Source organism: Aulosira sp. FACHB-615 (genome assembly GCF_014698045.1).
Taxonomy (GTDB): domain Bacteria; phylum Cyanobacteriota; class Cyanobacteriia; order Cyanobacteriales; family Nostocaceae; genus Nostoc_B.
In genome coordinates this window covers 258,267-283,674 of record NZ_JACJSE010000003.1, presented here as the reverse complement: position 1 = coordinate 283,674, position 25,408 = coordinate 258,267, and the positions used below count along the sequence as shown (strand labels likewise).

The 25,408-nt window shown below is 39.6% G+C and carries 21 protein-coding genes; 14 read left to right on the top strand and 7 right to left on the bottom strand.

Annotated elements, in window-relative coordinates:
• Positions 1 to 21: 21 nt before the first annotated feature.
• From H6G77_RS06050 to H6G77_RS06040, 3 genes are read right to left on the bottom strand one after another with little or no spacing between them, the layout of a single operon-like run.
• Complete coding sequence (locus H6G77_RS06050; protein ID WP_190871082.1) at positions 22 to 2,769, bottom strand: hypothetical protein; 2,748 nt, start codon at positions 2,767 to 2,769, stop codon at positions 22 to 24.
• Positions 2,717 to 3,094, bottom strand: a complete 378-nt coding sequence (locus H6G77_RS06045) for a hypothetical protein (RefSeq protein ID WP_190590009.1) — start codon at positions 3,092 to 3,094, stop codon at positions 2,717 to 2,719. The genes H6G77_RS06050 and H6G77_RS06045 overlap by 53 nt, the downstream gene beginning before the upstream one ends.
• A 4-nt stretch (positions 3,095 to 3,098) precedes the next feature.
• Complete coding sequence (locus tag H6G77_RS06040) at positions 3,099 to 3,710, bottom strand: hypothetical protein (protein WP_190590008.1); 612 nt, start codon at positions 3,708 to 3,710, stop codon at positions 3,099 to 3,101.
• Between the two features lie 1,045 nt (positions 3,711 to 4,755).
• Between H6G77_RS06040 and H6G77_RS06035 the strand changes: the two genes are divergently transcribed.
• From H6G77_RS06035 to H6G77_RS06020, 3 genes are all read left to right on the top strand, one after another.
• Positions 4,756 to 5,292 (top strand): nucleotidyltransferase family protein, encoded by a 537-nt coding sequence (locus H6G77_RS06035; protein ID WP_190590007.1) that lies wholly within the window; start codon positions 4,756 to 4,758, stop codon positions 5,290 to 5,292.
• A 216-nt stretch (positions 5,293 to 5,508) separates the two neighbouring features.
• Entirely contained in the window at positions 5,509 to 6,045 is a 537-nt protein-coding gene (locus tag H6G77_RS06025) for a CAP domain-containing protein (protein ID WP_190590006.1), read from the top strand.
• A 75-nt stretch (positions 6,046 to 6,120) separates the two neighbouring features.
• Positions 6,121 to 6,750 carry a ribonuclease H-like domain-containing protein gene (locus H6G77_RS06020; protein ID WP_190871081.1) on the top strand — a complete coding sequence of 210 codons (630 nt, stop codon included), beginning with the start codon at positions 6,121 to 6,123 and terminating at the stop codon, positions 6,748 to 6,750.
• Positions 6,751 to 7,081: 331 nt separating this feature from the next.
• Here H6G77_RS06020 and H6G77_RS06015 read toward each other — a convergent pair whose 3' ends face one another.
• Together H6G77_RS06015 and H6G77_RS06010 are read right to left on the bottom strand one after the other, a co-directional pair.
• Positions 7,082 to 7,534, bottom strand: a complete 453-nt coding sequence (locus H6G77_RS06015; RefSeq protein WP_190670326.1) for a rhodanese-like domain-containing protein — start codon at positions 7,532 to 7,534, stop codon at positions 7,082 to 7,084.
• Between the two features lie 137 nt (positions 7,535 to 7,671).
• Positions 7,672 to 10,020 (bottom strand): NACHT domain-containing NTPase, encoded by a 2,349-nt coding sequence (locus tag H6G77_RS06010; RefSeq protein ID WP_190871080.1) that lies wholly within the window; start codon positions 10,018 to 10,020, stop codon positions 7,672 to 7,674.
• Positions 10,021 to 10,545: 525 nt separating this feature from the next.
• Here H6G77_RS06010 and H6G77_RS06005 point away from each other — a divergent pair.
• From H6G77_RS06005 to H6G77_RS05985, 5 genes are all read left to right on the top strand, one after another.
• Complete coding sequence (locus tag H6G77_RS06005) at positions 10,546 to 11,262, top strand: response regulator transcription factor (RefSeq protein WP_190590002.1); 717 nt, start codon at positions 10,546 to 10,548, stop codon at positions 11,260 to 11,262.
• 559 nt (positions 11,263 to 11,821) lie between these two features.
• Positions 11,822 to 12,208: a hypothetical protein gene (locus tag H6G77_RS06000; RefSeq protein WP_190871079.1), complete on the top strand. Its 387-nt coding sequence runs from the start codon at positions 11,822 to 11,824 to the stop codon at positions 12,206 to 12,208.
• A gap of 76 nt (positions 12,209 to 12,284) precedes the next feature.
• A complete protein-coding gene (locus tag H6G77_RS05995) occupies positions 12,285 to 12,584 on the top strand; it encodes a hypothetical protein (RefSeq protein ID WP_190871078.1) in 300 nt (99 codons plus the stop codon).
• Between the two features lie 412 nt (positions 12,585 to 12,996).
• Positions 12,997 to 13,602 (top strand): helix-turn-helix domain-containing protein, encoded by a 606-nt coding sequence (locus H6G77_RS05990; RefSeq protein WP_190589999.1) that lies wholly within the window; start codon positions 12,997 to 12,999, stop codon positions 13,600 to 13,602.
• 28 nt (positions 13,603 to 13,630) lie between these two features.
• A complete protein-coding gene (locus H6G77_RS05985; RefSeq protein ID WP_190871077.1) occupies positions 13,631 to 14,365 on the top strand; it encodes a peptidylprolyl isomerase in 735 nt (244 codons plus the stop codon).
• A gap of 144 nt (positions 14,366 to 14,509) precedes the next feature.
• Here H6G77_RS05985 and lysS read toward each other — a convergent pair whose 3' ends face one another.
• Together lysS and glsA are read right to left on the bottom strand one after the other, a co-directional pair.
• Positions 14,510 to 16,195 (bottom strand): lysine--tRNA ligase, encoded by a 1,686-nt coding sequence (lysS, locus tag H6G77_RS05980; protein WP_190670321.1) that lies wholly within the window; start codon positions 16,193 to 16,195, stop codon positions 14,510 to 14,512.
• Positions 16,196 to 16,330: 135 nt separating this feature from the next.
• Positions 16,331 to 17,323 carry a glutaminase A gene (gene glsA / locus H6G77_RS05975; protein WP_190589996.1) on the bottom strand — a complete coding sequence of 331 codons (993 nt, stop codon included), beginning with the start codon at positions 17,321 to 17,323 and terminating at the stop codon, positions 16,331 to 16,333.
• Positions 17,324 to 18,139: 816 nt separating this feature from the next.
• On the opposite strand from glsA, the gene H6G77_RS05970 reads away from it, so the two are divergent.
• The 6 genes from H6G77_RS05970 (at position 18,140) to H6G77_RS05945 (ending at position 25,259) form a co-directional block, all read left to right on the top strand.
• Positions 18,140 to 19,249 carry a septal ring lytic transglycosylase RlpA family protein gene (locus tag H6G77_RS05970; RefSeq protein WP_190871076.1) on the top strand — a complete coding sequence of 370 codons (1,110 nt, stop codon included), beginning with the start codon at positions 18,140 to 18,142 and terminating at the stop codon, positions 19,247 to 19,249.
• 282 nt (positions 19,250 to 19,531) lie between these two features.
• On the top strand, positions 19,532 to 21,136 hold the full coding sequence (locus H6G77_RS05965; protein WP_190589994.1) for a bifunctional pantoate--beta-alanine ligase/(d)CMP kinase: 1,605 nt from the start codon (positions 19,532 to 19,534) through the stop codon (positions 21,134 to 21,136).
• 589 nt (positions 21,137 to 21,725) lie between these two features.
• Entirely contained in the window at positions 21,726 to 22,328 is a 603-nt protein-coding gene (locus H6G77_RS05960) for a superoxide dismutase (RefSeq protein ID WP_190670314.1), read from the top strand.
• Between the two features lie 262 nt (positions 22,329 to 22,590).
• On the top strand, positions 22,591 to 22,797 hold the full coding sequence (locus H6G77_RS05955) for a hypothetical protein (RefSeq protein ID WP_190589992.1): 207 nt from the start codon (positions 22,591 to 22,593) through the stop codon (positions 22,795 to 22,797).
• 318 nt (positions 22,798 to 23,115) lie between these two features.
• A complete protein-coding gene (purM, locus tag H6G77_RS05950; protein WP_190589991.1) occupies positions 23,116 to 24,141 on the top strand; it encodes a phosphoribosylformylglycinamidine cyclo-ligase in 1,026 nt (341 codons plus the stop codon).
• Between the two features lie 431 nt (positions 24,142 to 24,572).
• Complete coding sequence (locus H6G77_RS05945) at positions 24,573 to 25,259, top strand: PHP domain-containing protein (RefSeq protein ID WP_190589990.1); 687 nt, start codon at positions 24,573 to 24,575, stop codon at positions 25,257 to 25,259.
• Positions 25,260 to 25,408 lie beyond the last annotated feature (149 nt).

Below are 25,408 nucleotides of genomic sequence, written 5' to 3'. Positions count from 1 at the left end.
TCAGATTACGAAACTAGAATGTTATCCTCCGCGCAGAGAGGCTAATAATTGACGGGCAAAAATAGAAACTGCTTCGTATTTATCACTATGTTGTTGCATGGCTTTTTTGCGGGCAGTTTGCTCATTGGGGTTATTGGCAACTACCGCTAATTGTTCGTAACCTGGATAGTAGCGGCAAAATGTATAAATGCCGTTATCATCTAATAACCATTGGCTATAAACTCCTTCTTTGCGCGGGAAAAAGCTTTCAGAAGCATTACGGGCAATAATATCGCGGGGATATTTCAAAATACTGATGAAACTATCAACTGCGACTGGTTGAATCCGGCCGATGAGTCTGGTGGATAAGTTTTGCAGAATTTTGGATGAGGCTTTCGATTTAGCAATGGTATCGGGGTCTTGGGCTGATAAGATAACGCGAATACCCGCCTTGGCACCGTTGGCACAAATTCTGCCAACTAAGTCGGCAATTTGGTCAAATTCAAACAAAATTGGCGCTTCATCAATAAAGAAGATAGAAGCTGGACTGCTTAAGGCGCGGCGCAAGGCGGCGGAATAGGCGCTTAGGGAAAGGACGGCTGCATCTTCGTTGTCAGCAAGGTTTCGCAGGGCAAAAACCAATAATTGAGCATCGGTGGGAAAGCTGGACGGTGAAGAAATCGCTTGTCCCACCCGACTGGATAACCAAAATCGCAAGCGCAGTTGAATTTGACTGAGTGCATCTTCAACTCGACCACTCACAGAATCGAGACGGAGATGTTCTGGTGAACAGAAATAAAGAAAATCTTGTAAAGTTGGGGTTTTTTGCCATTCTGGGCTGCCAAATCCACCGTTAATAGCGAGGCGATATCTTTCTTGAATACCTTCATCAGCAAAAAAGGCTCCCAATGCGAGGTTGAGGAGAGAACGTACAGTTTGGGAGAGGAGTTGATTTTCGGTAGATGAGCCTAAGACCATTGTCATTAAGGCTGATTCGAGAAAGGCGACATAATCCAGGAGGCGATCGCGTTGTTCTTCCGCAGAGAGCGATCGCAAATCTGGTTGTTCAAATAAGTTATTCGATTGTTTGGAAATATCAAAGTACGCCCCATTCCCTTCCATAAACTCGGTATAGTCAGTAAAGGTCGATGACCCATCTGGTTTGGGGAAATCTAGAGCCACGACGGGAATATTATGAGCTAAAGCCTGAGTTAAAATTCCCGATACCAACACAGATTTTCCGGCGCGGGTAGTAGCAAACAACGCCAAGTTTTTGTGTTGGTGAAACATATCTAAATGTATGGGTGTCCCACCTTCTTCAGCAATCAACTCAAAGCCATATTTATCGCCGGCTTTAGTCATTACTAACGGCATCAATCCAGGCACTTCACTGGTTAAATACAACTGTCGGCGGTTAAAGGGTTTAACTAACAAACCTTCCCAAACAATTGGCAGAGATTGTAACCAAACTTTCCAAGCATATTCGGTTTCTCGAATTACCTGCGCTGGACGTTGAAAACAGTTTTCAATATATCTGATGGCTTCATCTAATTTGACTTGGTTGGGACGATGGACAAAAATAGCAATTCCTGTATGAATCGGTACGGCTCCTTCATACAATTGTTCTTGGGCTGCTACCGATTTTTTTAATTTTAATTGGGCGTTGACATCAATGGTTTTACTTTTTTCCTGTGCCAAAAGTGCTGAGACATTGGATTGTTTCAGCACTCGTTGTAATGTAGTCTTAACTATGGCGGGATTGGCGGCGGTTAATTGGCAAAAGATTTCGGTATCAACGACACTTTCCCTCGCCAATAATTCCCATAAGTATCGCAGTTGGGAAAATTTATTCGGCCAACCACCGGGTTTCTCTAAAAAAGTCATCGCACCGACGTAGTGATTGTTGATATATACCCAACGGCGATCGGCACGAGGCACACTTGATTCCATCAGTAAAGTTGTACTGTGGACATTCTCGACCAATAATTTACTACTAGATAAATCAGAGTTAACTTGTTCGTGTAATCCGGTTTCATCTAAGGTGAGTAATTGCGGAATTTCTATGGGGGTTGTATCGTTAAATCTCAGCCAAACTTCTTCCCAAAGTTCTTCTGCATTTAAAGGTTTAATATCTAACCCCATTTTGTTAGATAACAACTGTTCCCAACGGCAAAAACCTTGTTTATAAGCCTCAGTAATTACAGTTTCAAGGCGTTGATTCTCAATTTCTTCAAGTTCGCCTTTAAATTTCAGCCACCAAGATTCTGCTCTAGCCAAGAGTTTTTCAATCCAATCATCAGCATTAGTAGAATTTTGTTCTACGGTATAAGTAACATAAATCCGTAAAAATTTTGGTTTGCGAATGCCAGCGTTAGTCAGTTCTCTAATTCTGGCTCTTTCTGCCATAATTAAATATTTAATGTCATTCGACGGCGTGCTTTTAATTAAATCTGCTAGTTCTTGTTGACGCTGTTTGTCGGAACTAAAAGACCCTATATGTAAGGTCATTCTTTCCCCTTCAGGGATATCTTTCAGCCCAGATTCAATATTATTAAATATAGTATTTATCTGTTCACTTCTTAAAGTGGTATGGATGCCTTTACATTCAAAGCCAAAGACAAAGCAAAATCTATCTCTTTGCGTGCCTTTCGCCAAAATATAAGCGCCAAGATCACGTCCATCCACTGCAATACGGAGCATTGTTGCTAGGTGTAAAGCGTCTTCAAATGGCGTTAATCTACTTTCGTTTCCTGGGGTGCCGATGCTCTTTTTTCCGATTTTTTGCTTCATGATTAATTTCCAGCAAGCTTTGATAACGAGCAAAGCCTCTAGTCCAAGTGGGAACTCCGATAAATTTGCTTAAAAAACGCCAACTCCTACCACCAGATAATATCCACCAAGTAGCGATTCCCCAACCAGCAATTAAAAATGTCCACAACCATTTTTGAAATTCATCGGTGAACAAGCCACCAAAAACGCCATTAATAATAAAGTATGCCGTTAGGGCAATTACTAACCAAGGAAAAATTTGATCGGCAGGAATTGGCCCTAACGATGGTTGTGCGCCTAAAATCTGATTTACTGGTCGAAAATCTTGTTCTCGTTCTTCAGACATACCATTAATTACCAATCACGAAGCCTGTCATGACATCGGCAATTGTGACAGCCAAAACAACTAATAATGGGGTTCTCGCAATACTTTGCCAGTCTTCATCTTTCCGTACGGCATTAATTACCCCAATTAACGAAACTGCAATATAAAGCAGATAAATTCCTCTCAGAACATTGAATATTAAACTAACGGCTGTTTCTGTACCAGCAGTATTGGTATTAGCACCTTGTGTCAGATTAGTTTTGAAAAATCTTTCGGCTTTACCAAAAAATTGGGCCTGGGCTGGGGCAGCCAAGTAATCTAACCAAAATAAGCTTAAAATTACGATTGGTGCCAATATTTGTAAGGCAATCCGCCACCGATTTGGTAAGTTGACTAATTGCCCAATTTGTTGTATCGATATAACAATTAAACTACCAATTAATAAACAAAAAAGCAGTACTGGGCTGTGTAAGCTGATCACACTCAAAAATACAGTGCAAGCCAGCAAAAATGGCACTGACTCTAAAAAAGTCATCCGCCAAAATTCCAAGTTTTCTTTGAAATTAGGCAATTTCTGTCCAGCGTGCTGCTTGTTAATTTTACGGATGTTGTCTGCTCGATAACCCTGTCTAAACATTTGTGAGTTTCCTTAGTTGTTTAAAAAAAGTTAGTTGTTGTTGTGGGAAAACCATGTTAATTTATCACAAATGATGATTCATATAATAAAAATTATGTACCAAAATCATGATATGTATTCAGGCTCTTATTAATTATTAAGAACAAGTTAACCACGTCTTAACATTGAGTAAATGCCTGAACTCTTTACTTTTTTTTAAGTTTTTGTTTTGAGAGAAAATTTTCTTCTTTAAGTTTATTTATTGCCGAATTAATTGATTTCATCAAAACTTTTTACTCCTAAAAAATTTACTTAAACGTGATATTTGTGCCTGGATAAATGCTAGACAGTGAAACAATTTATGATTGATACTCTATTGATTGCACTGTGTAACTCACAATGTGTACTGAAATAGAAAGCTAGTGTAATTGTGCAACAGTTGTCAATCACGATGGTAGATGTTGTTTGCTGAAATCAGGGATATTTTTTACACAGCGATCGCCTCAGCTTGTATTCCTACAGGCAGATAACCACTGTAGCGTTAATCTGTGATTATGCTTAGGACTGAAACGTAATTTTAGAGCTTTTTCATCAACGAGCGATCGCTTACAATACTGGTGATAATTAGCAGTAGATGAGCTTTGCTCTACGTGATTACCCGCAATTTTCTTGAGGTTGATCTGGAGCATTGGCACGTTTTTGTGAAAGAACTGTAATTTATCAGTAATTTTGTCAAGTCTAGCACAATCGGGAATATTTTTTTTACATAAAAAGAATAAACAATAGGCAGAGAATGGAACTAACCAGCCAATTAGCTGGGTTTGGCAACTCAAGCCTACACTGATGCCTAGCACAGTTGTAATCGGGAAATGTACGGTGAATAAGCAATATAGGGTTTGAATTTCACCCAGTAAACTACTGAAGTAAACATTACTTTTCCGCAAATAACAGTAGGTTTAGTTGGGGAATTATGAAAATTCTCAAAAAATCTCGATCAAAGTTTTCTTGGTGTCGAAGATAACTCATAATATCTTCACATTCAAGCGAAGAATTCTTTAAGTTGCCGATGAATACGAATGCTCGTTTACAAGCAATTTTAACTGACACAGCGATCGCAACGGTATTACCAGCGATCGCCCAAGTCAACTTACCTAACTGGTGGTTAGCTGGAGGTGCAGTCCGTAACAGCGTTTGGCGGTCAATATTTGGCGAAGACTGCGCCTTAGTCATCAATGACTTTGATATTGCCTTTTTTGATGCAGATGGCGATCGCTCTCAGGAATTAGCGGCTAAAACCATTCTCACAGAAAAATTCCCTAACTATAAGTTCGATGTCAAAAATCAGGCTAGTTTTGCCCTGTGGCGGGCTGGTAGGCGTACTTACACTAGTACTGAAGATGGTATACAAGATTGGTTACATACTGCCACTGCTGTTGGTGTCAGGTTAAATAGCCAAGGTGAATGGGAGTTTTTGACACCTTACGGACTAGATGACCTGTTTTCTGGAATTATTCGACCAACACCAGCCCATATTCACAACCCAGATGCTGAAAACAAAGCAGCAACATTTCTCGCTAAGTGTTCTCATTTGAGATTGGCATAATTTATGGTTTATCAAGAACAAATTGCGATCGCCACAAAAGGTCATGGCGAAATGCACGATTTGACCGAGACAGTCCATCAAATAGTTAAAAAATTGTTGTACTAATCCCTAACCCCTCTTTCCCAGATTGAGCAATTTTTAATAATATCCTGTTACAGATTCAAGGAAGTCGAAGGTAGAGTATAGGTCTTAATCATCTATACTTTGTAATTCTCCATGTTACGACAACCTGCTTTTGGCATCGCTTTAAGTACGCTTGTCCTTGCTAGTGGATTTATCACTACTCCGATACCAAGCCACTCATCTACCAACAGCACAACTCATCCCATTGCTTCTAGTCAACTAGCCTCATCCACTACTACCTTTAACACCACTGCATTAGAAAAATCAGTTTTTGAACAAATCAACCGCTATCGAGCTTCTAAAAAACTGCCAAAGTTAACTTTGAATGCCAATATCTCTCGACAAGCCAGGATTCACAGTCAAAATATGGCTAAAGGGAAAGTTCCCTTCAGTCATAACGGATTTGAAAAGCGTGTTATGGCGACTACAATTCGCTTTAATAGTGCAGGCGAAAATGTGGCAGTCAACCAAGGATATAGTAATCCTGCCTCTCAAGCTGTAATTGGGTGGCTAGAAAGTCCGGGACATTTGAAGAATATCAAGGGAAATTACAACTTAACTGGTGTTGGTGTGGCGACTAATCAGCAAGGTGAAGTCTACTTAACGCAAATTTTCTTACTGACTAGATAAATTGACTTGCTGAAATTATGTAGTGTCTAAGGGTATTCTTTTGTGGAAGACACTGCATTTATGGTTGAGTAATTTATGACATTACCAGATTTTCAGGTTTGCGATCGCGACATTAATGACTCTACCCTCAGTGAGTACTTAAAAGCCGAGGCGATCGCAGTTGATACGGAAACTATGGGATTATTACCACAGCGCGATCGCTTGTGTCTTGTGCAGTTGTGCAACCCGGAAGGTAAAGTCACAGCCATCCGCATCGCCAGAGGACAAACAGAATCTCCCAATTTAAAACAGCTTCTCGAAGCCAAAAATATACTAAAGATATTTCACTTTGCGCGGTTTGATGTTGCTACTTTACGCCACAACTTAGGAATTTTCGTCCAGCCTGTTTTTTGTACCAAAATCGCCAGTAAATTAGCCCGGACTTATACCAACCGTCACGGACTTAAAGAGGTAGTACAAGAATTAGAACAAGTAGAACTTGATAAAAGCGCCCAGAGTTCTGACTGGGGTAATGCTGCTAATTTAACAGAAGCGCAATTAAGCTATGCTGCTAATGATGTGCGTTATTTAATTAGTGTCCAACACAAGCTGAGTGAAATGCTCAAACGAGAAGAACGTTGGCAACTCGCACAAGAATGCTTTCAAGTCTTACCAACAATTGTTGCATTAGATTTATTACAGTTCAAAGATTTATTTGAACATTGATTGAAAGTCAATAGTCAAGAGTCAAAGCATTCTCCTATATTCACCTCTTGCACCAAGCGACTGAAGTCGCAGCTACACGAACAAAACCCACCTACGCAGGTTTCTCACTACACCTTTCAAAGCCTGTGCAGGGGAGCAGGGGAGAATGAGGTACTCTCTCCCCTGCCCCTCCGCACCTCTGCCCCTCTGCCCCATCAAACGCCTGAAGCTTGTGAGAAATGCGGGCTACGCGGGTTTCAAACCCCAGATTTAGCGTTAGTCCGCGTAGGCGGACTTTGTTTGTATAGCCACGAATTCTATTCGTTAGGGCTTGGTGCTATTTGACCAAAATCTAGACTTCTTTTTGCTGATTTTCGGCGTGGTTTTTCAGCCGAGAGACAACATTATAGTCATCTGCACCTGCGGGAGTTCTAGATTCCGCAATACCTTCTGTTGAGCCGCCGATCGCCTTCCAGGCAGCTAAACCACCCTTCAGTTGAGAAACATGCACAAAACCAGCAGAACGCAGAACTTGTGCAGCTTGGGCAGATTCTTGATCATTACCACCGTAAATATAGATATCACGGCTTTTGTCTAAAGATGGTACAGCTCGCTCTGCTAGTTCATCAATGGGCATAGGCATGGCTCCCATGATGTGACCTTCGTTGTAGGTCTGGCGATCGCGCACATCTAAAATTGTCAAAGCTGGTTCGCCCCATTCCAAACGCGACTTAAGAACATGAGCATCAGATACCGGCTCAACTGGTGGCTGTTGAGGAATAATACCACCTATTAAGTTATTCATAAAATATCCTTAACTGACTTTGCTAAGAGCAATTTAACGAGATGAAGCTATTAGATTGCTCTTTCTCAGGTATGAATACTATAAAAGTCTTTCTTCCGGTATATTCGGTAGTTTTGGAAAATTAAAAACTCTATAATTCAGCTTTTGATTTCTGAGATTACTAACAACAAAGTTCCTTCAATTTCTTCTCTAATTGCAGGCGTTATCTTCCGGGACACATTCAGGCAATTTATCAGTAATTTATTCGCACTATAATATTGCTGAATTAATTCAATTTGCTGTTTACTAAACTGCCAATCATGACAAATATTGCGATATTGAATTAGGAGTTCCCTAAATTTTCCACTCCAGAATTTACCGTGTTCTATCCACCACTTACGAAATTTATGTGGATGATTTTGAGCATTTGGCAATTGTTTCTTGAGGTTGTGGAGAAATTGCTTAAATTGAGACTCAATAACTAAATTTAGGGCTTTATCAAAGGCAATATTTAACGCATGGGCATAGTCAAAGACAATAGCATCATTCAAAATATAATGACAGGCAAATTCCAGTTCAGCCGCACAAGCAAAAGTACTAGTCAAAAACTCATCAATCGCCAATTCTGGATTGAATGCTAAATTACCTAAAATAGCACGTTCCAGACCATAACTAGATGAATTACCAAATACTTGCTGTTGAGGACAATTACTTGCTTGCGAACACACTTCTAAAACACGACCGACACAAACTAAATAAAAAGCCCGAATTGCACCTGCTTTATATTGAGTAGCTACAGAATTTGATTTTTGATTGAGCCATAAGAAAAAATCTTGAATTTTCTGGTCATTAGCTACTAAATTATCTATTTTTTGTTTCATTAATTGCAGCATTATTTCTGCATTGGGCAACATACTCACAGTCAATAAGAAAATATTTTGCCAGCGTTTTTCGGTGATATGAGTAATTAGCTGATTTACAGACTGTTCATGGTAATTGATGACAAAATTTTTCGCCGTTAAATATTCTTGTAAAGCCAGATGAGAGAAAGAGTAAATACCGTGCGATCGCTGCACCAATAAACCATATTCAACCTCGATTATTTTCAACCATTTTTCACTATCGTGCAACTGCTGATTTACTAATTCTAAGTCAGTAGCATAGTAATTAAATTGACTTAAATACTGAGATATTAACGATTGTATGTGTTCTTGCTCAAAAAAATAATCTTCTTGCTCAAAAGTAATAGCCGCTATTTGTGCCAGGAGCTTTTTAGGATTAAATAACTTGAAGTTCTCTGTAATTGACTGTCTGTAAATACCTCTCACATCATCCCATCTACCCAGCAAAATATTTAAAGCTTGTTCATATAACTTAGCTACGTTAAATGTAAATTCAGATTTTGTGTGAAAAAATAAACAAATTAAATGTAATAATATTGGTGCGATCGCTAATTCGCGTAATTGCTTGTTTTCTGGCAAATTCAATTGATGAAGAAATAAATTTCCTATAGATTCGCCATCTTCCTTAGATTCCTTAGCAACTACTACAAACCATTGTTTTACAAAAATATCGGCTTGCTGCATATCAAAATCAGCAATTTCAACCTCAGTAAATCCTGGGAATTTATATTTTTGCGCCCCGATGCGACAACTAATTACAAAGCGATTTTTGTAATAAGTCTGAGAGAATCGCCGAATTTCTTGATTAACTTGATTTATATCTCTCGTCGGTACTTCATCTAATCCATCTAAAAAAATTAATCCTTTGCCTTCAGTTAAAACATTTTGCGTTGATTCTGCTTCAATGCCACAACTAACAAATTCTTGGCTAATATACTTCAATAAACTCAAATCACTATTGTCTTTCAGGTCTTCAGCAAAGTCTTTCAGGTTAATAAAAATAGCTACATAACTCGGTTGAAATTGACCTTGATTACACTCAAGCGCCAAATATTTTAAGAATATTGTTTTACCTGTACCTGGTTTACCCAATATCATCAACTTTGAGTAAAGTGATGCTACTTCTAAACCTAGTAATTTTTTTTGGTTAAATTCTTGTAGTAAATCATCAATTTCTAACCATCTTTGACTTGTGATTGTTTCTAATATATATATAGGAGTATATATATCACGCAATGGAATTGTCTGAGCAATATCCATCATTTGTAAAGTACCGCACTGGTCTTGAATTTTGTCTTGGCGCTTTTGACGTATTTCCTGCACCAATATATTTAAATCTCTATTATTAGTTTGTGATTTAGCACTAGCATCTGAAGTTATATCTTCCGGTAGGGCAGCAATTTTTTGCCAAGATAACCCTAAATGTTGACAAATTTGTACAAAGCAACTGCGCGAAACTGGTTCACCTGCAAAAAACTTGGATACGGGTTGACGTGTAATACCTAAAGCTATGGCTAATTTGTGTTGGCTTAAAGTTTTATCAGTTAAAGCTGTTTTTGCAGCTCTAATACCTTCTGAGGAAGCTCGGAGTCCTTGGCTGGTCATACAATCAGCTTTTTAAGTGTATTTTCTTATAAGTAGGAATGTAGCTGCACGTAGACCCACCCTGGACAGATGGCTTGACTTTTCCAAAACAGTTGACTTTGGAAAATTGAGAGTCAAACATTTTAGCAAATTTCAGTTGAGTCTAGCTGGATATGCCATTGACTTTCTGTCTGAAGGGTATTTGTTCTTTAAAAATCCTCAATAAATTGAATTTCTTTTAAAGATAAGAGTACTTAATTATACGGTTATGTTCAAAAACATACAAAAATCATACAAAACTTATACATTTGGTATGCAATATGATGGCTGAAGTTTTCCGAAATTTAATAGAAAATTAAGTGTATCTCAGTAGAGTAGTGTCCATGTCTGGCAAAAACTCGTTTATGTCTAAGTACTCAACTTGGGTAAATGTCAAGAAAATCTAAAAAATCTTTGTAATTGATAGACTTTTCCACAGTGGCTTCTCGTATGCCCAAAAAACTATCTCAACTACGAGTTGCCCAATGAATCATAGGCTAGAACTTTATGGTTATGCTTCCTGTTACAAATCCCAAAATTTTGGTTGTAGATGATGACTTTGGTGTCCGTAATCTAATCTATCGTTTTCTCGGTCGAAAATATCAAATAGAGTCTGCGGCAGATGGCAAAACGGCGTTATCGTTATTTGAGCAATTTGATCCAGCTTTAGTAATTTTAGATTGGAATTTACCTGATATCAGTGGCTACAATTTGTGCGAAGAAATGCAGAGTCGAACGAATGTCTTAGTCATGATCCTAACCAGTAGAAATGCGGAAGAAGATAAAATTAAGATTCTTTCGGCGGGTGCTGATGACTTTTTGACTAAACCATTTAGTCTCGCGGAGGTAGAAGTCAGAGTACAAGCACTGTTAAGACGTATACGTTCTATCAACCCATCTCCTGTACAACGCTTGATATTTAAGCAATTAGCCATTAACCCAGAAGGTAGAGAAGTCACACTCAATGATAAGCCGCTAAATTTAACAGCATTAGAGTTTAATATTTTACATTTTCTAGCGAGTCATCCTGGTCAAGCTTGGAGTCGTCCACAACTCATCCAAAAAATTTGGGGTTGCGACTATGTGGGCGATGGACGTGTTGTTGATGTACACATTGGTCAATTACGCAAGAAATTAGAAGTTGATCAAAATGTACCTGAGTTTATTAAGACAGTCCGGGGCTACGGTTATAAATTTGAATTGCCAGAAGTAACCAGTGCTTAATCAGTGAATCACATCACTGTAATTTACGCTTTAATTTATAAATCATTTTTTATCACCTCAAATTGCCAAATATCTTGATATTTCGGATTAGATTTGGTTAGGTGCTACAAAGACTTTATATTATCCAGTGCAAGGGAGTTGAGTTTGTATAGCCGCGATTGTCAATTATCTACTCTTCTATTTATAGCAACATCTTTTGTCTTTTTTAAAGACAAAAGATGTCTAATTATGTCGTTGAATTATTGAATCTGACTAATGGAGATTTCCGAGCGATCGCACATTGCTTGTGACTAATATTGATAATCGAAATTACAATTAAAATTGTGATTTTATCTTTGTTTTTAATTTATCAAATATCTGCATAATAATTCATCCATTGCATAGTAAAATTAATATTTTACCTGCGGACATAATTAGTCATTTTAGGACGTAATTATCTTCTTGACGCTATTGAATAACAGATTTTTTTTCATAAAAATGTTCAGTATGAATTAGGCGATGCAAGCTTGATCCATACATAAACAAATGTTTTCTGCCAATTTTGATTGGAGGAAAAAGAATGGAAAAAATGAATAAATCTGAAGCAAATCCTGTGGGTGCTAAACTTTTCACAGATGCCGAAAGCTTTTTAGAAGACTTAGGTGATACAGCAGCGATGGCTGTACAAGGAGGAGAAGGTGCTTTTTTCCTTCCATATATTGCCTACGGTCAGAAGTTTCTAGAGTACGGCGTGAACGGATTTGCAATCAATAATATTGCATCCATCGCCAAGTCATTTAGTGCTGCTGGTGTCGGTGCTGGTGGGGTTGGTAATGGTGACGATACTGGCGGTGCTGGTAATGGTGGTGTTGGTGGTGCTGGTAATGGTGGTGTTGGTAATGGTGGCGGTGCTGGGGGTCTTAGTTCTGCGCCGGGCCTCAGTGGCACTATTACCTATAAGTTGTAGTTTTCTAACAACTAAAAATCTCAAAATCAACAACAAAACAACGAACAATTTACGCTATTAAATCGGAGAAAAAACAATGGTCAAGATGAATGTATCTGCTATCAATCCTACTGGTTCTGAATTATTTACAGATTCCGAAAACTTTCTCGAAGACTTAACTGATACAGACGCAATGGCTGTACAAGGAGGAGAAGGAGCTTTGTTTCTCCCATACATTGCCTATGGTCAGAAGTTTCTAGAGTATAGCGTGAACGGATTTGCGATCGCTAATATTGCATCAGTCGCCAAGTCATTCAGTGCTGCTGGTCTTGGTGGTGCTGGTGGCGGTGGTGGTGCCGGTGGTAACGGTGGTAACGGTGGTGCTGGCGCTGTTTGATAGATTGTCATTTGTTAGTCTATAGGATTCATTTATTAATAGCTGAATCCTACTAAAATCGGATGATTACTAGTAAATTCATTGATGATTGTTAGCCATTAATTACTTTCCTTAGTTTTAAGTATTTATCTTAGACTAAGGATTTTTTATAATTTAAATTCCATAAATATTTTATACATTTAATTTTCACTTATTAGGAAAATAATAATTTCAATCCTGCTAAAGATAGAAATTAAAGTACATATCACCCATCTAATTTACTACTATTTATGGCTGTGATTGGCATAAATGTTTTACTAATATTAAATCTATTCAAATCAGGAACAAATTATCTATTGCATAAATTTAAGTTAGCCATAATCAAATCCCCATTTAGATTGATTTTTCTCTTTGGATAAGGCTTTGAGGATATATGTCACATAAAATCAATCAATTTCCAGATTTAGAAAGCTATAAAATCAATCCCAGCAAGCTTTTAACACCTTTTCAGAAAAAAATTTTGCTCAAAAATTTACAAACAAATTTACAACCTGAATATCGTCGCCGTATCGAAGTTATGTTGCTGGCAGATCAAGGTCAATCTCCAAGTAAAATTTGTCAAATATTAGGCTGTTCTTACCACATGGCAAGATATTGGACTAGTATTGCTAAAGCTGGATTAGCTCACCAATGGCAGGAACAAAAAATAGGTCGTCCAAAACTTATTAATGAGCAATATCTCGACCGCCTAAAACAATTAGTCACTCATAATCCTCAAGAATATGGCTATCCGTTTCAAAACTGGACTGCACAATGGTTAAGTAAACATTTAGCTAATGAAATGAGCATTAAGATTACCGAACGTCACATCAGTCGGTTACTTAAACAAATGGGACTTTCCACAAAACAAAAAAATAATTCTAACCAACAAGAAACTAAGGATATGAAAGATTCAGAAATTATAATATATGATTTGTATTTAAATGGTGAAAATAATAATTTATCAGAATTATTTGATTTTGTGAATACTTATGAATAGAGAGTATTTTTCAAACAGGGATAAATTGATGAATGATGTTTTCATTATTGCTTCGGAAGATATATTGTATCAACTCAAGCTTTCCTGCGAACTGCCAGATATAATTGCTGCGATCGCAACTCGCAAGATTATTACTGATGCTGCTACTAAAGCAGATATAGAAATTAAAGCAGGAGAGCTTCAGCAAACAGCAGATAAATTGCGTTTAGCAAAAAAACTGATCACAGCCAAAGATACTGAAACATGGCTAGAAAAACATTATCTGTCTCTCAATGAATTCAAAGAATTAGTTCAAACTTCTTTACTGTCTGCCAAGTTAGCTGAATATCTCTTTGCTGAACAAGTCAAATCTTTCTTTGCGGCACATCAGCTTGATTACACTCAATCTATCACCTATGAAGTTGTTTTAGATGACGAAGAGTTAGCTTGGCAGCTATTCTATGAACTGCAAGAAAATAACATATCTTTCCAAAATATTGCTCAACAATACATCCAGGAACCAGAATTACGTCGTCTAGGTGGATATTGTGGAATCAGATATCGTAGTGATGTGATACCAGAAATTGCTAATTATGTTTTTACTGCCCATCCGCCACAGATTCTTAAGCCCATTCTCACACATAAAGGAGTGCATCTAATTTGGGTTGAAGAAATTATTCAGCCTCATTTAGATGAAAAATTACGCTGCAAAATTCTCCGAGATTTGTTTGCTAGTTGGTTACAGCAACAACTGGAGGAAATGAGAATTGTGGTGCAAGTTTAATCTCGGTATCAACTTTTAATAGCGTAGGTTGGGTGGAGGAACGGAACCCAAAATCATCACATATCTTGCACCAAGCCCCGACGAATGGAATTCGCGGCTATAAAAACAAAGTCCGCGTAGGCGGACTTTCATTAATCACATATCTCAACTTAGTTGTTCATACTTAAATTTCCCCTTAATAAACTTATTAAAATATTGACCTTTAGATGGTGCATTATCTAAGTCGTCCTTGATATTAGGAGGTACTTTAAAATACTGATAAACACTTCCACTATCAAATTCAAGAGTCAGCGTTTGAGTTTTTGAATCATAGCTAAATTCCTTAATAAAGCTACCTTCTGGTTTGAGTAAAGGGAAAGCGATGACATCCCGAATGCTTGCGGAGTCAGTTAATAACATGACTAACCGATCAATGCCAATACCTAAACCGCCTGTAGGAGGCATTCCATATTCCAGGGCGGTGAGGAAGTCTTCATCTACACTTTGGGCTTCTAAGTCACCAGCAGCTTTACGGGCGGCTTGGGCTTCTAAACGTTCCCTTTGGTCGATGGGATCTGTTAACTCTGAGAAGCTGTTAGCAGTTTCGCGTCCCACAATAAATAACTCAAATCGTTCTACCAAACCCGGTTGAGAACGATGGGGTTTTGCGAGTGGCGAAATTTCTACAGGATAGTCAATGACGAAGGTAGGTTGAATTAAATTTGTTTCTACCTTTTCTTCAAAAGCTAAATTGAGTAACTTGCCAATTGATTCGGCTTCATCTGTACCAGGAATCCCCGCATTTTTGGCTGCGGCTTTTGCGTCTGACAAACTTTGGAAAGAATTAAAGTCTAAGCCTGTGACTTCTTTCACTAAGTCGTGCATTGTCACCCTCCGCCAAGGTGGTGTTAAATCTACAGTTTCACCTTGGTAGGTAATTTGCAATGTGCCGAGAACTTCTTGGGCGACGCTGGTAATAATGCCTTCCGTCAGCGCCATCATATCGTTGTAGTCGGCGTAGGCTTGGTAAATTTCAATTGAGGTAAATTCGGGGTTGTGTCTGGTGGAAATTCCTTCATTGCGGAAAATCCTTCCCATTTCAAATACTTTTTCAAAACCACCGACAATCAACCGCTTGAGATGGAGTTCTGTGGCAATTCGCAGATACAGTTCCATTTCTAGGGTGTTGTGATAGGTGATGAAAGGACGTGCATCTGCACCACCAGCTTCACTTTGCAAAACAGGCGTTTCAATTTCGAGGAAATCTCGCTGTTCCAAATAGCGGCGAATACCGGCGGTGATTTGGGCGCGACGGCGAAAAGTTTGGCGGACTTCGGGGTTAACAATCAAGTCAACGTATCGCTGACGGTAGCGTTTAGCAACATCTGTTAATCCATGCCACTTGTCGGGTAGGGGCAGAAGGGATTTGGTGAGGATGGTGTATTGTTTGACGTAGACTGATAATTCGCCCTTTTCAGTCCGTTTAATTGTGCCTTTAACTCCTAGAATATCGCCTGCATCTGTGAGTTGCTTCAGGTGGTTGAAAGCTTCAGCATCAATTTCTGCCATGCTTTCTTGGATACGATTTTTCTCCAGATAAAGCTGTATGGTGCCGGTTTCGTCTTGCAAGGTGAAGAATGCTAGTTTACCGAAAACACGCCGCGCCATAATGCGTCCTGCGATCGCAACTTCTAAGTCAACTTCTTCACCACTAGCTAAATCAGCAAATTTTTCCTGCAATTGGGCAGCGTTATGGGTGGATTCCCAACGATAGGCGTAGGGATTAGCCCCTAACTGCTTAATCTGGTCTACTTTTTCCAGCCTTGCGGCACGGATATCTTCTTCCGACATGGTAACGAACTAAAATAGGGCAAGATTAATTATAGATGCTGCAATCAAGTGGGCGCTGACAAAATAACTAAGTTCGCTGCGACTGTTGAGTGAAATTAAACATAGCAGTTCTAAATAACTGACAAAAAAATCTACTCATTCTCCACTCTCGATTTTTGAGCTTCCACCCCCGCAAGCAAACATGTGTAGACATAACTGCTGGGAAAGTTCTTTACAAACTTCAACTCCCCGCACGCTGTTACCTCGCGCATCTAAGGGTGGCGAAAATACTCCAATACCCATTTGATTGGGGACAACTGCAAAAATTCCGCCACAAACGCCACTTTTAGCGGGAATACCGACTGTATACGCCCATTCGCCAGCAAAGTTGTACATTCCACAGGTGTACATGACGCTGAGAATATCCTTTATATATTGATGATCTACAGCTCGTTCGCCTGTGATGGGGTTTATTCCTTTGTTTGCCAATGTCGCGGCCATCACGGCTAAGTCGTGACAATTCACTATCACAGCACATTGCTTGAAATAAAGGTCTAACGCTTCTTCAAGATTTTGGTCAATCATACCAAAGTTCAGCATCAGGTGAGCCATTGCGCGGTTGCGATGTCCGGTGCTGCGTTCGGAAGTAAATACAGACATATCGACGAATACATCATGACCAGTGTAGCGGCGAAACATTTTTAAGACGCGGTTGAGGCGTTCGGTTGCACCATCTCCTTTAATTAAGCTGGTGGTGGCGATCGCACCGGCATTTACCATTGGGTTATATGGTCGCTTCGATCGCTCATCTAAAATAATTGAGTTGAATGCTTCTCCAGTCGGTTCTACTCCCACTCTTGTCAACACATAATCTCGCCCATGATCTTCTAGTGCTAGTCCATACGCAAAAACTTTCGACATGGACTGGATAGTAAATAGTTGTTGATAATCTCCAACTTCATACACTTGGCCATCTACAGTCACGATGCAAATGCTAAATAAATCCGGGTTTACTTTGGCTAATTCTGGAATATAGTTGGCGACTGCACCTTCTTGCAAAGACTTGTACTTAGAATGCAAGTCTTGGAGAACGGACAACAATGATGATGAATTTATTTCTAAATCTCCTGAATTTGCTTGTTTTGCCATGAAGCTAATAGTTTATATAAGAAAATCATAAATGATCAATTAGTTTAATTTTGAGGTAACTTTTGCTACATTGTAAAACTCGTTAATATACGTCCATCCGCTTTTTTTAATTTTCTCATTCTTATTTTTCTTTTAATTGTAAAAAATATTAGTTGTAAAAGCACCGAATTTTTTTGCTCCTGACTGCTAAAAATACGGGTTTTCTATATTACTTTTGTTTCTCGTAAAAACAGTATATTTCCTTGTAATTATTCACTACATGAGTTTTTTTAAAACATTCATGTTTTTTGTCAATCGAAGGATACATTCTGCCCAAAAACCTTGATTTAAGAAGTTTGTAAGCAATTCTAAAGATTGTATGAATCTAGTCTAAATCAGTATTGACACTGGTTTTTTCACTTCAATATATTTAAAGCTTATAGTTTATATTTAAAAAAAATATATGTTCTATAACATACAAATTTTTGGAGGAAACTAACAGGTAAATCGCACAAATTTCGCCAAAATCGAATCTGAGAGGATTGTAAAGTTTTAATAAGAAAAATGTTCGTAGCCGAAAAAAACGCTACACACCCAAAATCCGCATTTGAACAAGGTTTCACTGTTTTGATGAGCATTTAAATTTGAGAAATTGAAGTTTGATTACGCTAAAACCCTGATCCCCAAGTCCAAAAGTTCGTGTTAGTCTGTTGCAGTTATGAAAAACAAAGTGAAAGCGGAACGAGTTCGATTTTAAGGAAAACTTTTGCTGTTTATGGCAATAAATTCCGTTAATCAAAAAAACTACTGTTCTACAGTCGCTTGAAAATTGGACGCATGAACCAAAGACATTTGTGGACTATTGTCGCCTTGTTTGTGACTCTTACCGGGATACCCTCAATGGGTCGCACTCAAACTACAACTCAAACCACCAAGGAAATTCAACCAGTTTCCCGAAAATCACCAGCAGGTGATGTGGTTAAGGTAGGTGAGTACCAATCCCCTACAGAGCAACAAAACTCGGATGCTGTGATTACAAGCATTCATACTCACAGCATTAGGGGTCTTCAGGCGGCAACCCTGTACATCCGGAACATACCAGTACTCACTTTCGTGGGTTCCAAGCCAGTTGCGAGTAGTGAAACGAAACAAGGTGTTGTAGGAGAAGGACGGGGCGTGCAGTCGTACGCCCTTATTGCTGGAAACTCAACTCAAGTGGCAAGTACTGGCAATGTAGTAAGTTCCGGGAACCAAGTCGGCGCACTAGAAAATGACCCAGTTCAAAGAGCTAGTGCGATCGCAGCCAAAATCAACCAACTGATTCAAGACAACGTTGATGCCAAGGAAATCACAGTCAGTTGGAAAGATAGCAAGACTGCTAATCTCGCCCAAGATAAAAGCTCTACTGCACAGCAACAGTCTAGCGATCGCTATACAATCAAAATCAAAGACCAAGAATTGGTGGAAATCAACGAAAATACCCGCCTAGCAGACACCACCAAAAATCTTGCACAAGACGCATTACAAGCAACTAACCGCCTACGCAGACTGATTGGTAACGCATCTCCCATCGATAAAATCGCTAATTTACCATCGCGTTCACCATTGTCTATCCCGCCGTTACCACAACAAATTGCCGTTGGTAACGTCAGACTTACCTTTAGAGGCATAGCTTCCTTTTATGGCTATGATGGCTCAGGCAGCATGACAGCCAGTGGGCAAAGATTTAATCCTGAAGCCATGACTGCTGCACACCGCACCTTACCCTTTGGGACAAAAGTTCGTGTCACCAATACCCGTAATGGTCGTTCTGTTGTAGTACGGATTAACGATCGCGGCCCATACATCCGGGGTCGAGTCATTGACTTATCTACTGCTGCTGCTCGTACTATCGGCATGATTGGTAGTGGTGTAGCACCAGTGCATATCGAAGTACTGGGACGATAAGTCTGAGGTAATTTGTCAGGATGCCAGGACAGTTTGACATAATTTTGGATTTCTCAGTTCCCAATCCAAAATCTCAAATATCAAATCCAAAATTTATTGGCTGTTCGGCGTAGTGTTTTCCCTCAACGCGCTTGGCGCAAATTAATGACAAAGGCTCAATTTAAAATCTCATCCTGCATCCTGCAAATTTACCTATTTTTGATATTCCCCTAGTTCTCACATCTTTTCCCCAATTTCAGATATAAACTAACGGGGGAGGGTTAGAAGAACTAGGGGAATTTTGTGCGCCTGTTGACAACAGTCGCAGCTTTACGCTGCTATTTAAATAAACTTCGCTCAGACAGCCAACTAACAGTTTCAGAGGATCTGGTGGCAGATGAAATGAGCAGTTGGGATCGGACAGCAGTCGGTTTGGTACCGACAATGGGCGGCTTACATCAAGGCCATTTAAACTTAATTAAACGCGCCAGACAAGAAAACTCAACGGTGATTGTCAGTATTTTTGTCAATCCCTTGCAATTTGGCCCTAACGAAGATTATGCACGCTATCCGCGCACATTAGAGCAAGACCAAAAACTATGTGAAAATGCGGGAGTTGATGCAATTTTTGCACCTACTCCGGACGTGATGGGAGTAAGAGCGAAAAATATACAAGATTCTTTAATTACCCAAGTCATTCCCCCATCTGCTATGATATTAGGTTTGTGTGGCCGTTCTCGGCTGGGTCACTTTCAGGGTGTAGCAACGATTGTGACAAAGCTTTTGAATTTGGTACAGCCTGACCGCGCCTACTTTGGTCAAAAAGATGGTCAGCAACTAGCGATTATTAAACGACTAGTGGCTGATTTAAATTTGCCTGTAGAAATTGTTGCTTGTCCGACAGTCCGAGAAGCTTCTGGTTTAGCTTTTAGTTCGCGCAATCAGTATTTGAGTGCAGCTGAAAAAGAGCAAGCGGCGGTTTTATATCGAGGCTTAAAAAAAGCTGAGGCTGCTTTTAAATCTGGTGTGCGTCATAGCAGCCAGCTAATAGCAGTGGTAAAACAAGAAGTGGCTAGGGTAAATACTGTTTTATTGGAATATATTGAATTGGTTGAACCGACTACGTTGATGTCATTAGAAACAATTGAGGAGGAAGGAATGCTGGCGATCGCAGCTCGTCTTGGTTCTACACGTTTGATTGATAATACCATTTTGCGCGATCGCCAACCCATCATCGCTATTGATGGGCCAGCCGGAGCCGGGAAATCTACTGTAGCACGCCAAGTCGCTGCGGAGCTAGGGTTAGTATACTTAGATACGGGGGCGATGTATCGAGCGATGACTTGGTTAGTGATTCAAAAAGGAATTGCCTTGGATGATGAATGCGCGATCGCCGAATTAGCTCATACTTGTAAAATTGAACTCACTCCCAGTCAAGATTTAAAATCCCCCGTGCGGGTTTGGATTGATAATGTTGATGTGACACAGCAAATTCGTACTGTTGAGGTCACATCTAAAGTATCTGCGATCGCAGCCCAAACTGCTGTACGTCAAGCTTTAGTTAACCAACAGCAAAACTGGGGTAAAAAAGGTGGTTTAGTCGCCGAAGGACGAGACATTGGTAGCCATGTCTTCCCCGATGCAGAAGTGAAAATCTTTTTAACCGCCTCAGTGAGTGAACGCGCTCGTCGTCGCCAGCAAGACTTTAAAAAACAAGGTCAACCCGAAGTCAGTTTAGAACAACTAGAACGGGACATAGCAGAACGCGACTGGAAAGATAGCACTCGCAAAGTTTCCCCCTTACAAAAGGCGGCGGATGCAGTCGAACTTCAAACCGATGGGATGAACATCTCTGAAGTTGCAGCCCAAATCATTAACTACTACCATCAAAAATTATCTCAATGGTAATTATAGAGATGAGTATTTAGTTTTTCTTGCAGCCGAGTGGTGAGTAACTCATGACCTACCCACCACTTGTATATCTGATTGTAATTAACTATATATAGTTTGACTTTAGCGTTGTAGATTATATTTTAAGAACTTTAAAAATTAATTCATCTCACTTAAGGCTGAGTTGCCCAGTTTCTCATAACTACACCTTAAGGTAGAAGTATCTTAGGTTAAGAATTAACTAAATATATGGGTGGGCAAATTGCTGCCACAATATTATAAACTCTGACTGTAAAAACCAAAGTTAATTGCCAAAGCATTACCTCTTTTCGTTCCCCCCTAGTTTTGGGGGGAATATCTTTCTATGTTTAAAATACCTCAGCATTTAAATATTAGTTGTTTTTATTTAAAGCTCTGATAGCATCGGCATTTGACTTATAGCAAAAGTCTTTTGTTTTCATTATCACTTTGGTAGTAGAATGACGATGTTAAGTTTTATGATTCTTGAGTTCAAGGACATCAAAACTCATAAACACAAAACCTGTAATTTTCTAAGCTTCCAGTAATAGCTTTAGGCCGGGAAACTGTAAAGAGAGGATTTCATAAAATGGCATTTACACAGCCCCCCTTACCCTTTGACTTTAATGCTTTAGAGCCTTATGGTATGAAAGCTGAAACTTTCGAGTATCACTATGGCAAGCATCACAAAGCTTATGTCGATAACCTCAACAAGCTCACTGAAGGTACCGAACTAGCTGATAAATCCTTAGAAGAAGTAATCCAAATCTCCTTTCAAGATTCCTCTAAAGCAGGTATCTTCAACAACGCGGCGCAAGTTTGGAACCACACCTTCTTTTGGAACAGCTTAAAACCATCAGGTGGCGGCGCACCCACTGGTGAAGTTGCAGCCAGAATTGACAAAGACTTTGGTAGCTTCGACAAATTCAAAGAAGAGTTCTCCAATGCTGCTGCTACTCAATTTGGTAGCGGTTGGGCTTGGTTAATTGATGATGGTGGTACTCTCAAGGTCATTAAAACACCTAACGCCGAGAACCCCTTAGCCCACGGCAAAAAAGCATTACTCACCCTTGACGTTTGGGAACATGCTTATTACATCGACTTCCGCAATGCGCGTCCCGCATTCATTAAGAATTTCTTAGACCAATTGGTTAACTGGGACTTCGTTGCGGAAAATTTGGCTAAAGCATAATATCTATCTGGCAGAAGGTGATTGTAAACTTCTGCTAGATATCTAAAGTACAGATATTCAATTGATATCGAAAATATCAGCAACAGTCACGACTTATATTCGTGGCTGTTTTTGCTTCAGTTAAATATTCTGCGAACACGGTAGAAGCGATCGCGCCTCTGAATTATCTTGAAAGATAGAGAGTCGGAATTTGAAAGCCGCGTCGGTAATCAACTTCTTAATTCTTTTTGCCAAAAAAAAACATAAAAAAAAGCAAAATATTATGGATAGCACAGAACTAGCACAATATCTCGAAGCCACGGATAGCATCACTAAACCTTGGATGCTGGTACAACTACGCCTGAAAAAATTACAAGAACGCCGCGACACAATTTCTGAAGATACCTACGCGAATGAGTTAGCCGATATTCACCAAGATTTAATGAATTTGGGTGAATGGTGGCGCGGTATAGAAGATGAGGTCTTCTAATGCGGTAATATCAATAGTCCATAGTCAACCAATTTTGGATTTTAGATTTGCGATTTTGGATTGACCCCGACCACAAGGGATAAACAATTTTGGATTTTAGATTTGCGATAGCGCAGCGTTAGCGACGCAGGAGCGTCTTTTAGATTAAATCCAAAATTTAAAATCCAAAATCCAAAGTTCTGCGGGGTGGGGCTTGTACCCTAAAGAATCCAAAATCCAAAATCTAAAATTCGGAGGGTCAATAGTTGATAGTACATTGACTAATGACCATTGACTAATGACTAATGACTAATGACCATTGACGATTAACTAACTTTTATGGATTATCGGGATGCAGGGGTTGATGTTGAGGCTGGTAGAGCCTTTGTTGATCAAATTCGCAATTTAGTTCAAAGTACTTTTCGGCCAGAAGTACTCGGTGGACTAGGTGGTTTTGGCGGATGCTTTCAACTCCCCACAGGTTACAAGGAACCCGTGTTGGTTTCGGGAACTGATGGTGTTGGTACAAAGCTAAAAATTGCCCAAACTCTCAACTGTCATGACACCGTGGGAATTGATTTAGTGGCTATGTGCGTCAATGACGTGCTGACATCTGGTGCAGAACCCCTGTTTTTTTTAGATTATGTAGCAACAGGTAAATTAGATAAAGAACAGTTGACACAGGTAGTAGCAGGTATAGCTACTGGCTGTAAATTGGCTGGTTGTGCTTTATTAGGCGGAGAAACAGCAGAAATGCCCGGTTTTTACCAAGTCGGAGAATATGACTTGGCTGGGTTTTGTGTGGGAATTGTCGAAAAAAGTCAGATGTTGGATGGTTCCCAAGTGCAAGTGGGGGATGTAGCGATCGCACTTGCTAGTGCTGGTATACATAGTAATGGTGTCAGTTTAGTCCGTAAAATTATTAGTGATGGTGGTTTTGCTTGGAGCGACACCCCAGAATTATTAGGTGGCGAAACCATCGGTGAAACTTTTCTCAAACCAACTCGCATTTATGTCAAACCAGTCCTCGCCGCCCGTCAAGCTGGTTTAGAAATTCATGGAATGGCGCATATTACAGGCGGTGGTTTACCAGAAAACTTACCCAGATGTTTAGGTAAAAATCAAGCAATTAAAATTAACCCCAACAGTTGGCAAATTCCCGCCCCATTTCAATGGTTAGCTGAAGTCGGTGCAGTCAGCAACGAAGCCATGTTTAATACTTTCAATATGGGGATTGGATTTGTACTCTTAGTTCCACCCCAGCAAGTAGAGCAAACAATTACCTTTTTTACATCACAAAATCTTTCCGCCTTCGCAATTGGCGAAGTAATTTCCGGCACAGGTACTCTGGAGGGATTGGTTTAGTTGGGAGTGGGGAGTGGGGAGTGGGGAGTGGGGGAGACAAGGTAGAGGGGGTAGACAAGGTAGAGGGGGTAGACAAGGTAGAAATAGAAATATTGCCCCCTTGTCTTCCTTGTCTCCCTTGTCCCCCTCTTCTCCCCTGCACCCTCGCCCCCCTTCCCTTCCCTCATCTGGTATTCATTTTAAAAACCAGTGTCAGTATTTACCTGAATTTTTGAGAAATATTTTTAACTGACACTTATTAAAGCAATCGAAAATACTCATGCTCATTATCATTTAGATTTGCTAACGTAGTCTTAACATATTGCAAAATTAAGCTGAGTAAGCTAACTGAATACTTGCTAGTACTGATTATCCGTGCTGGTGATTTCTTATCTATTAAGTGTGGTGTTTGAGTTTGTGAATAACTGCGTATATTTGTGCAGAGGATATTTATGGTGATGAATTGTACGCGGACATCGACTTCTTGCGAACTTTTAAAACAAGTATTCCAGAAGATAGATGCCCAAAGTTGTCCGAGATTCTTTAATTTTCATATGCACACTGTCTATTCTGACGGGAAGTTAGAGCCAAGTGCATTGATGGAACAAGCGATCGCAATTGGCTTAAAAGGATTAGCGATTACTGATCATCACAATATTGGTGGCTATTTAGCTGCAAAAGCTTGGTTAGAAGACTGGAAGTGGAACAATCCTGATAGTAATATTCCTGATTTGTGGAGTGGTACAGAAATTAATGCCAACCTCTTAGATAATGAGGTTCACATTTTGGCTTACGCTTTTGAACCAAATCACTCTAGTATTAAACCTTACTTGCAAAGACACGCTGTCACTGGTAGAGAATATGAAGCAATTAACGTGATTGCAGCGATTCATGAAGCTGGTGGATTAGCGGTTTTAGCACACCCCGCACGTTATCGGCGATCGCATTTTGATTTAATTGCGGCGGCGGCGGAACAAGGAATTGATGGTGTAGAAAGTTTCTACGCTTATAATAACCCCAACCCTTGGAAACCAAGTCACAAAGAATCAGAACAAGTGCAACAGTTAGCTATTGAATATGGCTTATTTAATACCTGTGGTACTGATACTCATGGTTTAAATTTACTCCAGCGATTGTAAATGTATATTTAATTGCCTGAACTACTCCTGGTTGAATCAGCCAGGGGACTATACCATATTGGGTTCTAGATTGAAAAAAGGTTTACTGGTAAGCTTTTGGACAATCCATTTGGCGCAATCATTCTTCAATTTGGTATTAGTTAATAACC